Annotated in this window: 12 protein-coding genes; 11 read left to right on the top strand and 1 reads right to left on the bottom strand. The window is 51.4% G+C overall.

Annotated features, from left to right (window positions below):
• The first annotated feature begins 1 nt into the window (after position 1).
• Genes rfaF through LRM19_RS13500 form a run of 5 tightly spaced genes read left to right on the top strand, consistent with a single transcriptional unit; the run spans position 2 to position 5,261 of the window.
• Positions 2–1,048, top strand: a complete 1,047-nt coding sequence (rfaF, locus tag LRM19_RS13520) for an ADP-heptose--LPS heptosyltransferase RfaF (protein WP_032661897.1) — start codon at positions 2–4, stop codon at positions 1,046–1,048.
• 3 nt (positions 1,049–1,051) lie between these two features.
• A complete protein-coding gene (gene rfaC, locus LRM19_RS13515) occupies positions 1,052–2,035 on the top strand; it encodes a lipopolysaccharide heptosyltransferase RfaC (RefSeq protein ID WP_115876702.1) in 984 nt (327 codons plus the stop codon).
• A gap of 3 nt (positions 2,036–2,038) precedes the next feature.
• Positions 2,039–3,148, top strand: a complete 1,110-nt coding sequence (locus tag LRM19_RS13510; protein WP_271369144.1) for a glycosyltransferase family 9 protein — start codon at positions 2,039–2,041, stop codon at positions 3,146–3,148.
• A gap of 5 nt (positions 3,149–3,153) precedes the next feature.
• Positions 3,154–4,062, top strand: a complete 909-nt coding sequence (locus LRM19_RS13505; protein WP_271369143.1) for a glycosyltransferase family 2 protein — start codon at positions 3,154–3,156, stop codon at positions 4,060–4,062.
• The gene (locus LRM19_RS13500; RefSeq protein ID WP_271369142.1) at positions 4,050–5,261 is read left to right on the top strand and encodes an O-antigen ligase family protein; all 1,212 of its coding nucleotides are present in this window, start codon (positions 4,050–4,052) and stop codon (positions 5,259–5,261) included. The genes LRM19_RS13505 and LRM19_RS13500 overlap by 13 nt, the downstream gene beginning before the upstream one ends.
• A gap of 23 nt (positions 5,262–5,284) precedes the next feature.
• On the opposite strand, the gene LRM19_RS13495 is transcribed toward LRM19_RS13500, so the two are convergent.
• Complete coding sequence (locus LRM19_RS13495; protein ID WP_127729123.1) at positions 5,285–6,241, bottom strand: polysaccharide deacetylase family protein; 957 nt, start codon at positions 6,239–6,241, stop codon at positions 5,285–5,287.
• Between the two features lie 150 nt (positions 6,242–6,391).
• Here LRM19_RS13495 and rfaQ point away from each other — a divergent pair, with 150 nt between their 5' ends.
• The 6 genes from rfaQ (at position 6,392) to LRM19_RS13465 (ending at position 12,801) form a co-directional block, all read left to right on the top strand.
• Positions 6,392–7,462: a putative lipopolysaccharide heptosyltransferase III gene (rfaQ, locus tag LRM19_RS13490; protein WP_115876707.1), complete on the top strand. Its 1,071-nt coding sequence runs from the start codon at positions 6,392–6,394 to the stop codon at positions 7,460–7,462.
• The gene (locus tag LRM19_RS13485) at positions 7,459–8,586 is read left to right on the top strand and encodes a glycosyltransferase family 4 protein (RefSeq protein WP_127729119.1); all 1,128 of its coding nucleotides are present in this window, start codon (positions 7,459–7,461) and stop codon (positions 8,584–8,586) included. The genes rfaQ and LRM19_RS13485 overlap by 4 nt, the downstream gene beginning before the upstream one ends.
• 2 nt (positions 8,587–8,588) lie before the next feature.
• Positions 8,589–9,689: a glycosyltransferase gene (locus LRM19_RS13480; protein ID WP_271369141.1), complete on the top strand. Its 1,101-nt coding sequence runs from the start codon at positions 8,589–8,591 to the stop codon at positions 9,687–9,689.
• 11 nt (positions 9,690–9,700) lie between these two features.
• The gene (locus LRM19_RS13475) at positions 9,701–10,690 is read left to right on the top strand and encodes a glycosyltransferase (protein ID WP_143344487.1); all 990 of its coding nucleotides are present in this window, start codon (positions 9,701–9,703) and stop codon (positions 10,688–10,690) included.
• A gap of 66 nt (positions 10,691–10,756) precedes the next feature.
• Positions 10,757–12,031, top strand: a complete 1,275-nt coding sequence (gene waaA, locus LRM19_RS13470) for a lipid IV(A) 3-deoxy-D-manno-octulosonic acid transferase (RefSeq protein ID WP_029740803.1) — start codon at positions 10,757–10,759, stop codon at positions 12,029–12,031.
• Entirely contained in the window at positions 12,031–12,801 is a 771-nt protein-coding gene (locus LRM19_RS13465) for a glycosyltransferase family 2 protein (RefSeq protein WP_271369140.1), read from the top strand. Before waaA ends, LRM19_RS13465 begins: the two co-directional genes overlap by 1 nt.
• The last annotated feature ends 3 nt before the right edge of the window (positions 12,802–12,804 follow it).

The following is a 12,804-nucleotide window of genomic DNA, read 5'->3' as shown; positions in this document are numbered from 1 at the left end:
TATGAAGATTCTGGTGATCGGCCCGTCATGGGTGGGCGACATGATGATGTCGCAAAGTCTCTATCGCACGCTCAAGGCGCGCTATCCCCAGGCGATAATCGACGTGATGGCACCTGCATGGTGCCGTCCTCTGTTGTCGCGTATGCCGGAAGTGAATGAAGCCATCCCGATGCCGCTTGGCCACGGGGCGCTGGAAATCGGCGAACGCCGCAAACTCGGTCATAGCCTGCGCGAGAAGCGCTACGATCGGGCGTATGTCCTGCCAAACTCCTTTAAATCCGCCCTGGTGCCCTTTTTTGCGGGGATACCGCACCGTACCGGCTGGCGCGGCGAAATGCGCTACGGCCTGCTGAACGATGCACGGGTGCTGGATAAAGAGGCCTGGCCGCTGATGGTGGAACGCTACGTGGCTTTGGCCTATGACAAAGGCGTGATGCGCAGTGCGAAAGACCTGCCGCAGCCGCTGCTCTGGCCACAGCTTCAGGTTAACGACGGTGAAAAATCCCAGACCTGTAACGCGTTTGGTCTTTCGTCTGAACGCCCGATGATTGGCTTTTGCCCTGGCGCCGAGTTCGGCCCGGCAAAACGCTGGCCGCACTATCATTATGCGGAGCTGGCGAAACAGCTGATTGACGAAGGCTACCAGATTGTCCTGTTCGGCTCGGCAAAGGACCACGAGGCAGGCAACGAAATTCTCGCGACGCTGAGTAATGAACAGCAGGCCTGGTGCCGCAACCTGGCGGGAGAAACGCAGCTTGAACAGGCGGTTATTCTGATTGCCGCCTGTAAGGCTGTAGTAAGTAACGATTCTGGCCTGATGCACGTCGCTGCCGCGCTCAACCGCCCGCTTGTGGCGCTGTATGGCCCAAGTAGCCCGGACTTCACGCCCCCGCTTTCTCATAAAGCGCGCGTCATTCGCCTGATCACCGGCTACCACAAAGTGCGCAAAGGCGATGCCGCAGAAGGCTACCATCAGAGCCTGATCGACATTACCCCAGAGCGCGTTCTCGAAGAACTTAACGAACTGCTGCTGAGCGAAGAAGGATAACGAATGCGGGTACTGATCGTTAAAACCTCTTCGATGGGCGATGTTCTGCATACGCTGCCGTCACTGACGGATGCCATGCGGGCCATTCCCGGCATTCGTTTTGACTGGGTAGTGGAAGAAGGTTTCGCGCAGATCCCCACCTGGCATGAAGCGGTTGACCGCGTGATCCCGGTGGCGATTCGCCGCTGGCGCAAAGCGTGGTTCTCCGCGCCAATTAAAGCCGAACGCAAAGCCTTCCGTGAGGCGGTGCAGGCACAACATTACGACGCTATCATCGACGCCCAGGGGCTGGTGAAAAGCGCTGCGCTGGTGACGCGTCTGGCACGCGGCATAAAGCACGGCATGGACTGGCACACCGCCCGCGAACCGCTGGCGAGCCTGTTCTATAACCGCCGCCACTACATCGCAAAGCAACAGCATGCCGTCGAACGTACCCGCGAGCTTTTCGCAAAAAGCCTGGGCTATGCCAAACCGGAAACCCAGGGCGACTACGCCATTGCACAGCACTTTTTGCGCAATACAGATCCCTGTGCTCAGCCTTATCTTGTGTTCCTGCATGCCACAACTCGCGACGATAAACACTGGCCGGAAACGCACTGGCGAAGCCTGATTGAACTAATGCAACCTACCGGCATCCATATTAAACTGCCCTGGGGCGCTGAACATGAGCGGCAGCGTGCAGAGCGTCTGGCTGCAGGATTTTCGCACGTCGAGGTATTGCCGAAACTCACACTGGCGCAGGTTGCTGCACAGCTGGCGGGGGCGAATGCTGTTGTTTCCGTTGATACCGGTTTAAGCCATTTAACCGCGGCGCTGGATCGTCCGAATATTACGATTTTTGGTCCGACCGATCCCGGATTGATCGGGGGTTACGGTAAGAACCAGCATCAGATGGTCAGCCCGACCCAGCAAACGAAGGATATCAGCGCAGATGCTATTTTTTCATTTTTACAGGGCAGCCGTTGGCTTTCCAACAGGGATATCTAACGCATGAGTTACGTATTTCTGCTGATTTTACTTTTTCCGGTAAAGCTTATCCGGAAGCTGTTCCGCAAAGAGACAGGTAAAAACCTGGTCATTCAGACAGCTAAAATCGGCGATTTTGTTAATGCAACGCCCCTTCTGGCATACCTTCAAAAAAGCGACGTACTCATCAGTCGTAACGTGGGTGCGCTGGCGAAGCATGATGAGACGATCGATGAAATTTTTTTCATCGAGCAGCATAAGCGTAACCTGTGGCGAAAACTGGTCTTTGCCTGCCGGATCATGAATCGCTATGACAATGTCTATCTCCTGCAACCTAACAGCGTAAATCTCTTTTTCGCCTCCGTGTGTAATGCTAAAAACAAACATTTTTTAAGCACTTACACGCGCAGATGGTATCACGGTATTTTCTATGCCACGGCAGACGGTATTGTTGAACATGGTAAGAAGACTCTTTCGGTCACGAATTATCTCAAGCTGGCCGATCGCACCTTAACCTGGCAAGACTCGCCAAAGCACGCCACAAAGCCACTTTACAAACCCGCAACCTATCCGGCAATCCTCGATAAACCCGGCGTGATCCGCATTGGCATCAGCGTAGCCGCCGGGAATAAAGCGAAAACCGTTCCGCCGGTCATCTGGAAGCAAATTGCCGATCGTCTCGCTGACCTGCCTTGCGAATTTTATGTTTTTGGCGCCCCAAATGAACAATCGTGGATGGACGATATCACCCGCGCTTATGGTGAACTGCCCAACTTTATTAATCTGATTGGCAAAATCTCGCTTGAAGAGCTGCCGTGGGCCATTTCTAAAATGGATTGTTATATCGCCTCTGACTCGGGGAATGTTTACATCGCCGATGCCGTCGGAGTGCCAGTTATCCTATTGTTCGGGCCTTGTTGCCACTATGAACAGCGTCCGCTGGGCAACGTGTTGCTAATTGGAAATGATGACAACATTTGCTCATACGTTTTTGAAACACGGTATTACTTCTCACAGAGCAGAGAAGAACTCTTCGCTGTAACTGAAGAATCGCTACGTGACCTCAAACATTTTATTTGCGAGTTATCAACAACTAACGCAACCGCATACTCCTTTGATGCTCAGGGAAAATAATTACTATGGCTTTTCTAAGCATCATTATTGCCGCGCATAACGCTAAAGATACGCTTCACGCAACCCTGGAAAGCCTGCAAAACGCAATTGATGGTGCGGGCAACGATGTAGAGATCATTATCTTTAACGACAGCTCCAATGACTCAACGCAGGATATTATTGAAGCCTGGCTGCCAGCGTTTCCAAATGCCCAGTCCCGATACGTTGAGTACCGTAACGTAGGTCATGTTCGAAACAGTGCCCTCTCGCTGGCCTCAGGTGAATATATTACCATGCTGGATAGCGATGACCGATTGAAACCAAGCAGCATCAGGGACGCCGTGGAGTTTCTCAAAAAAGAACGCCCTGATATGTTACTGACGCGCCTGCTGGAAATTCGCGACACTAAGAAAATTACCGCCGACTGGCAGGGTTTCTCTCCTGTTGCGTTGTCACAGCATGAAGCAATAAAGCGGTTCCTGCAGCACAAAGATTTTCAGGCACATCTCATCGGGCAATTCATGCATCGAAAATTGTATGCAAGCAACCCGATTCCTTGGATGATCTGCTATGAAGATTTCGCCGTATTTCCCGGCATGCTGATGCAATCGAGTAAAATAGTTTATCAGCGTCAGGGACACTATTATTACATTAAACGTGGCGACAGTTTGTCGAGTCGACTCGACGCCAGTAAAATCGCTATGCTGGTTGAATGCACACTACAGATGGAAAACACATTTCCGCCATCATTTAGACACCTTGTGAATTGTCACTGGTTTGATATTTACAGTAACCACCGCCAGCATCTGACTGACCAGCAACTCAAACTGGTTAAGCAGCGGGTAAACGCTCTTTATTCTTTCTCTTTTTTCTTCTCCAGAGATGTACGTTTCAGCTACAAAAAAAGGGTCATTGAGGCATTATGGAAAAAGTAAAACTGCGGCTTTATCAGCTTACGCTGATATTGAGCCTTATTTCGCTTGCGCTAGCGCTGCTGAGTTCAGGGAAGCAGCGCGAGTTTTTCTATATTGCAATTTATGCCAGCATCATCGGTTTAGCTTGCGAATATAAAAAGATCACAGTGCGCCCTTTTACTATCGCATTGCCGATTTTATTAATCGGGTTGCTTAATCTTAGCTGGTATATGGTGTATGAGTATCATAGCGAGGGTTTGAACGTTTATAGCGATTATCTCGGTGCAAGTAAAAAATTGATTCTGGCGAGTATCCTTATATTCTATCTTGACCGGTTTAAGTCTTACATTGATCAAGCATCCTTCCAGAAATATTTCTTATACGCTTCTGGTGCTGGGTTTATTCTTGCTACTGGCTATGGCTTATGGCAAGCATCGCAGGGTATGGGGCGTATCGAGATGGCCATAAACCGTTCAACCGTGTCGGCCTATGTTTACTCTGTACTGTCACTGGCGTTTGTATATAGCCTTTATCTACAGAAAAATATAAAACTGTATGTAGCCGCAGGATTCATCATCTTAATCTCTTACTTTGTCATTCTTCTAACGGGCACGCGTGCCGCAATGGGATTATATTTACTCCTGGCGATTATACTCACGCTCTACCACTTCAGAAGAATACATCTTAAATCAACGTTGATTTTCTTATGCATTGTGGCGGGCATTGTTGTCGTTAGCTACAAGCCATTAATTTTACCAAAGATACAACAAACACAAATTGAAGTTGAAAATTACCAAAAAGGTAATGATGCAACCTCGCTCGGCGCACGTTTCTCTATGTGGAGTGTGGGTATTCAAAACGGACTTGCCCATCCTTTAGGGCAATCAGTTGAAGACCGCGAAGTATGGACACAGCAATATGTGAAAAATGGGCATCCACATCTTGCGGCCGCACTCGAGTTTATCAAAGTGCATCTGCACAATGAGTTTATTGAAAAATATTCACTGCAAGGGATCCCCGGGCTAGCGATATTACTCTTTGCCTATATATCGATGTTCGCTTACGCACTAAAAAACAAAAATGGTCTGCTGCTGACGACCCTGCTTCTTTTATTACTCTACGGCATGACGGACGTCATACTATTGAGTTCAGAGGCCTTAATTTTCTTTGTCACCGTGTTTGCGCTGAGTACACCTTTTTCGCAAACCAGGCAGCGTTAATGATAGTGCCCGCCTCGCGGGCATTATTTTTTCTTGTATTGATAAAACTCCGCCAGCGTCATCCCTACCGTCTTATCGGATAACCAGCCAAAGAGCGTTTCTAAATCCTGATACAACCCTTCTATCGCTGCCTCATCTTTAAACGTAGGACTTCCGCCTGGCATAAATTCCGACGAATGAAGCATAAACTCCACGTACTCATTTCCCTGCGACAGACATTCCTGTGCGACCTGAATCATTTGCGCCGCATTCCCACCGGACGGTCTTAGCCAGTTGACGGACGGGGAACGGTATTTACCCCGAAGCCGATCGTAACCCTGTTTGATCGTGTTCAACCACGCCGGGTGTTTATACTGAATGCTCATCGGCACTTCGAGTAATGGGCTATTACCTGCCCGGGAAATATTGTCTAAGTCCATGAAATAGGCGTGGTCGGGGAAATGCTGGTAATCCGTTCCGCCATTGCCCTGCGGGGCGCCTTTCGCATTGCGCCAGTTCACGCGTGGCGTCACGGAGCAATCAACCTGGTAACCCAGTTCAACGAGCAATTTTGCATAGCGACTGTCAAATGCCCAACGTCCGGCACGGTGGCTTAACATTTTGGTCTGGAAGGTCTCTTCCAGCAGTCGGGTCATGAACAGCACTTTCTCGCGCATCATCTCATCGGAAAATTCAATCAGATAAGGCTGCCAGCGCCAGTCATCTCCCGTGAGATCGTGTTCCGGCGGGCTATTCCATGCGTGGAGGTGCATTCCCACCTCCCCCTGACCGCGGGCGATCGCGTCCCTTGCGAATTCGATGAAAACGGGCTCGATCGCCATCTCGTAATTGGTCAGCCACACGGGCTTAAAGCCGAAACGCTCGCAAAGCGTCTGGAAACGCGCCAGATAGCGCGCATTTTCCGTTTTAATGACGCGGTGATTTTGCCAGAGATTATCGCCCTCAGTATCAATTGTGATGATAAACGCTGGTTTGTTCATAATGAGTCCGCAAGACAGGAAAGTTAGCGCTATGTTACGCACTCTCCAAAGCATGAGTAAACCCTTCCAGGGAAATTACTGAGATTATGGAGAAAGAGTGCAAGTCGCTAACAGGTCTATTAGAATTGCCATCAGTACAACGCCGATAAGATGATGATGAATAACTTACCTGACACACCTGATTTGCGCATTTTACTTATCAAACTCCGCCATCATGGCGACATGTTGCTGACCACTCCCGTCATTGATTCGTTACGTCAAAAATGGCCGCAGGCGCAGATTGATGTCCTGCTGTATGAAGAAACCCGCGATATGCTCGCCGCGCATCCAGCGATCGGTACAATTTATGGAATTGATCGCAAATGGAAACAGCTGGGCACGCTGAAGCATCTTCAAAAAGAGTGGCAGTTGTTGTGTGCGTTAAGAAATCAGCATTATCATCTGGTAATTAACCTTGCCGATCAATGGCGTAGCGCGATCGTTACCCGTTTCACCGGTGCCCCCGTTCGCCTCGGATTTGCGTTTAACAAACGCAATAGTGCGTTCTGGCGTTTTTGTCATACCGATCTGGTCTCTGTCGACGGCCATAAATCCCTGCATACGGTCGAACAGAATCTCTCCATTTTGGCACCATTGCCGATCGCGCCACAGCCTGCCGTAACCATGGCCTACACCGAAGAAGACTGGGATCATGCCCGTCAAAGATTGACGCAGAAAGGTGTGGGCGACAGCTATATCGTGATCCAACCGACGTCCCGCTGGTTCTTTAAATGCTGGAGCGAAGACAAGATGGCGCAAACCATGACTGCTCTGCAGCAGGATGGTCATACGATTGTGCTCACCGCGGGGCCGGATAAAAAAGAGCTGGCGATGATCGATCGCATTCTCGCTGCCGCACCCAAAACCGGCGTGGTTTCGCTGGCAGGCCAGTTGACGCTGCGTCAACTGGCATCGCTTATCGATCATGCCTCTCTGTTTATTGGCGTTGACTCCGTTCCAATGCATATGGCCGCCGCGCTGCAAACGCCCTGCGTGGCATTGTTTGGTCCATCAAAACTGACATTCTGGTCACCGTGGCAGGTTAAAGGGGAAGTGATCTGGGCCGGCGATTACGGCCCGCTGCCCGATCCGGATGCCATTGATACTAAAACGAAAGAACGCTATCTCGATGCCATTCCTGTTGATGCAGTCGTCTCCGCTGCAAGGAGATATCTGTCATGAAAAACCATCGTCTGGCCATTGTTCGCCAAAAATATCGCCCTGATGGCGGGGCAGAGCGCTTCGTTTCGCGAGCTCTCACCGCATTGAGCAATCAGAACCTTGAACTCAACGTCATCACGCGTGAGTGGCAGGGAGAGAAGCAAGACGACTGGCATATCCACATTTGCAACCCTCAAAAATGGGGCCGCATCAGTCGAGAACGCGGGTTTGCACAAGCCGCGCGCGCGCTGTGGCAGCAACAGCAGTTTGATATTGTTCAAAGCCATGAGCGCATCCCGGGTTGTGATATCTATCGCGCGGGTGATGGAGTGCATCGCCGCTGGCTGCTTCAGCGCGCGCGCATTTTACCTGCCTGGCGTGCGCAAATGCTGATGTATGACCGCTATCACCGCTACGTGATGCGCGCGGAACGGGACATGTATCAGGCACCTGAGTTAAAAGCCGTAATTTGTAATGCGGAGATGATCAAACGCGAAATCGTTGAAGACTTTGATATTGACGCAAATAAAATTCATGTGATTTATAATTCTATTGATTCCAGCCGATTCATTCCGGCTCAGGCGGCGCAACGTGCGATTTTGCGCCAACAATTTGGTTTGCCGGTCAATGCGGTGGTGTTCTGTTTTGTAGGATCAGGGTTTGAACGAAAAGGCTTGGCGAGCGCCATACGCGCTATTGCTGGAACATCAGCCTGGCTGATTGTGGTTGGACAAGATAAAGCAGAAAATCGTTATCGCGACCTCGCCCGTTCGTTAGGCTGCGAGGGGCAAATCCGTTTCCTGGGGGTGCAAAAAGAAACTCTGCCTTTTTATCAGCTATCCGATGGTTTACTGTTACCAACGCTGTATGATCCCTTTCCTAACGTTATTCTTGAAGCGATGGCCTGCGGCTTGCCCGTCATTACTTCAGAGAGTTGCGGTGGTGCAGAGTTTATTCAACAAGGCCAGAACGGATTTTATTGTGACGCGCTTGATATCAGTACATTGAAGGAAGCGGTAGCCGCTATCCCTTCACTGGAAAAAAATAACAATATGGGACGAGCGGCACGTGAACGTGTAAAAGACGCCACTCCCGAAAAACTGTCAAGTCAGCTTATTACGCTTTATCAAAAATTACTGGATTAAAAATGCGCATCCTAATGATTATTGATGGTTTACCCGGTGGAGGAGCTGAAAAAACGGTTCTTACACTCTCCCGCGGATTAATAGATATGGGGCATCAGGTCTCTCTATTCTCTCTGCGGAAAGTGTGCGACTACGCCATCCCGGAGGGCATCGATTATCAGGTTGTTCAGGACACATGTAAAAAACCGTGGCGAAAGCTGACGGAAATTCCACGCCGCGCCCAATTGCTGGATCAAGCTATTGAGCGGGCTGAACGCAGCGGCAAATTTGATGTGGTGTTCTCTCATCTGCACAAAACAGACCGGATTGTGGCGCACTGCCGCGCCCTTGAACGTAACAAAGTTTGGTTCTGCGTGCATGGCATGTTCTCGTTCTCCTATCTTCGCCATCGCAGCGGGCTTTCGCGCTGGTTTAAACATCTTAAAATTCGTCATACCTACGAAAACCGCAACGTCGTCGCCGTCTCAGGCGCCGTGTTGAACGATCTTTCCGAGACGCTGGCACTCAATCTTCGACGCAAAGCGGTTATCCATAATCCTTTCGATATTCCTGAAATTCAGCGTCTGGCGGATGCGCCCTTCGAGATGCAGGGAAAGGATTACATCATTCATGTTGGCCGCTTCCATGAGCACAAACGCCACGACCGTCTCTTACGTGCGTTCGCTCTGAGTAAAATTGACACAACGCTGGTCATGATGGGCAATGGATCTGACGCTCAAATTCAAAAACTCAAGCAGCTTGCCCGCGATTTGGGCATTGAAAACAAAACGGTTTTCCGCCCGTTCGAGTCCAATCCCTATCCCTGGATTAAAGGGGCACGCCTTTTAGTGTTAAGTTCTGACTGCGAAGGTTTTGGTAATGTGCTGGTCGAAGCCATTATCTGCCAGACGCCACCGGTCAGTACAAATTGCCCAGGAGGCCCTGCCGAAATCCTTACCGGGGCTTTAGCGCGCGGCCTGGCAGAGTTAAATGACGAGTCACTGGCAAAAACGCTGGCGGATATTTATACCACCCCGCCGGTCGTTGGCGATGCAACCATCGCGTCGTTCGGTATCAATGCCATTTGCCAACAATATATTGCTCTGGTCGACAATCAAAAATAATCAGGTTTCTTATGCAAAATTCAGCCCCATTGTTAAGCGTGGTGGTTGCCGTTTATAACGGTGAAGCTTTCCTGGATCAGTTCTTTACCTGCCTTGTCCATCAACGCATCGACAGCATGGAAGTCATCATTGTTAATGACGGCTCTACTGACCGCTCGATGGAGATCGTCGAGAAATGGCGAGAAAAACTGCCGCAGATGCAGGTCATAGAACAGCAAAACCAGGGTGTATCCATCGCGCGTAATACCGGTCTGGCCGTTGCGACGGGTCAATATCTCTCTTTCCCGGATATTGATGATGTCTTTAAACCAGGCATGTACCAGCGCCTGCTGGATATGGCCGTCACGCAGGATCTGGATGTCGCCACCTGTAACGGGAACTACGTCTGGGAGAATAACAAGAAACCCTCGCGCCCGATTTTTCCTGAAGACAAACTGGCTTCGACAGGGGTCATGGCTGGCCCTGCGTGGTTAAAAATGGCGTTGGATTCTCGCAAATTCCTTCACGTCACCTGGCTGAACATCTATCGCCACGACTTTATCCGTAAACACAGCTTCCATTTTGAACCCGGCCTGCGCCATCAGGATATTCCGTGGACCACCGAAGTGCTGCTCGCGGCAGAGCGGGTTCAGTACACCAGTGAACGTTATTACGACTACTACATTCACTCTGCATCGGTGTCCCATATGCCGGACAATGACGACACGCTGATTCGTTCCGCGCGTCACTACATGAAAATCCTGCAGATGCTCGACGCCATTAATCAGCGTTACCCGGATAAGGTAAAAGGGATCCCTGCCTGCCACTGGCAAATTGCCAAAGAGGGGCTGGGAATTATTCACACCTTCGACAACATGAAGGATGAGAAGAAGAAATCAATGATTATTAAAGAGTTCTTCGAAACAGGCATCTGGAAACTCATCTGGAAAAGTGCAAAAAGTCCGCGTCTGCGCTGGCGGCTGGGTAGACGTTATTTCCGTTTGAAACGGTATCTGGCATAAGAGATAGCTTTACCTGGCCTAAATGCTTAGAATTTGCCCGCCGAAACTAAAAAAACGGATAATCGCTTGGAATTGTTGTATACCGCTCTGCTCTACATCATTCAGCCACTGGTGTGGCTGAGACTGTTGCTTCGTAGCCGGAAAGCGCCTGCGTATCGTAAACGCTGGGCTGAACGCTATGGCTTCTGCCGCAATAAAGTCGTACCGGACGGTATTTTGCTGCATTCCGTTTCTGTTGGTGAAACGCTGGCGGCGATCCCGCTGGTTCGCGCCCTGCGTCACCGCTACCCTTCACTGCCAATCACCGTCACGACGATGACGCCAACCGGCTCGGAGCGCGCGTTATCCGCTTTCGGTAAAGACGTGCAGCATGTTTATCTGCCTTACGATCTGCCCTGCGCCATGAATCGTTTCCTCAACACCGTGCGCCCGAAGCTGGTGATCGTGATGGAAACCGAACTGTGGCCGAACATGATTTCCGCCCTGCATGCCCGTAAAATCCCGCTGGTCATTGCCAACGCGCGCCTCTCAGAGCGCTCGGCGAAAGGTTACGGCAAGCTGGGTAAATTTATGCGCCGCCTGCTCAGTAAGATCACGCTGATTGCCGCGCAGAATGAAGAAGATGCAGCACGCTTTATCTCTTTGGGCCTGAAACGCAACCAGCTTGCGGTAACGGGAAGCCTGAAATTTGATATTTCTGTAACCCCTGAACTCGCCGCTCGCGCCATCACGCTGCGTCGCCAGTGGGCCCCACGTCGTCAGGTCTGGATTGCAACCAGTACCCATGATGGCGAAGAAGAGATCATCCTGCAGGCTCACCGCAAGCTGCTGGAAAAATTCCCTGATTTACTGCTGATCCTCGTGCCTCGCCATCCGGAGCGTTTTAAAGATGCCCGTGAAATGGTCCAGAAAGGCGGCTTCAGCTTCACGCTGCGCAGCAGCGGTGAAATCCCTTCCGGCAGCACCCAGGTGGTGATTGGCGATACGATGGGCGAGCTGATGCTGCTGTACGGCATTGCTGACCTCGCGTTTGTCGGTGGTAGCCTGGTCGAGCGCGGAGGCCATAATCCGCTGGAGCCGGCAGCCCACGCCATTCCGGTGCTGATGGGACCGCACACGTTTAACTTTAAAGACATCTGCGCGAAATTACAGCAGGCCGATGGTTTAATTACCGTGACCGATGCGGATTCGGTGGTCAAAGAGGTATCGACCCTTCTGACTGACGAAGATTATCGCCTGTGGTACGGCCGCCATGCCGTCGAAGTGCTGCACCAGAACCAGGGCGCACTGACCCGTCTGCTGCAGCTTCTGCAACCTTATCTGCCTCAGCGGAGCCACTAATGTCAACGCGTCTGTCGGTCGTGATGATCGCCAAAAACGCCGCCGACCTGCTTCCGGACTGCCTGGCGTCGGTTGCCTGGGCTGACGAGATAGTCATTCTTGACTCCGGAAGTACGGACAACACGGTGGACGTTGCCCGGGCAGCGGGCGCAAAAGTCTTTGTCAACGTTGACTGGCAGGGCTATGGCATCCAGCGCCAGCGCGCGCAGGGGTATGCCACAGGTGATTATGTCCTGATGCTCGATACTGACGAGCGCATTACGCCAGAACTTCAGCAGGCCATTCAGGCGGTGCTTTCCTCGCCCCAGCCTGGCGCCGTATACAGCATTGCCCGCCGCAACTACTTCCTTGGTCGTTTTATGCGCCACAGCGGCTGGTATCCCGATCGCGTCATGCGCCTCTACGAGCGCGAGCGGTATCAGTACAATGACAATCTGGTTCATGAATCCCTGAGCTGCGATAGCGCCCAGGTCATCCCCCTGAGGGGCGATTTGCTGCATCTGACCTGCCGTGATTTCGCGAGCTTCCAGCGTAAACAGCTCAACTATGCCACCGCATGGGCGCAGGAGCGTCACCAGCGCGGCAAGAAGGCCTCGCTGACGGGTATCTTCACCCACACGCTGGGCGCGTTTCTGAAAACGCTGCTGCTACGTGGTGGCGTGCTGGACGGTAAGCAGGGCTGGTTACTCGCGGTAGTAAATGCCCAGTATACTTTCAACAAATACACCGAGCTGTGGGCGCTCTGCCGCGGCTACTCAGAGAAAACGTGAGCC

The sequence above is a fragment of the Enterobacter sp. PI-10 genome (genome assembly GCF_027947695.1).
Taxonomy (GTDB): domain Bacteria; phylum Pseudomonadota; class Gammaproteobacteria; order Enterobacterales; family Enterobacteriaceae; genus Enterobacter; species Enterobacter vonholyi.
The sequence above is the reverse complement of the archived record's forward strand: the minus strand, read 5'-3'. Positions and strand labels throughout refer to the sequence as shown.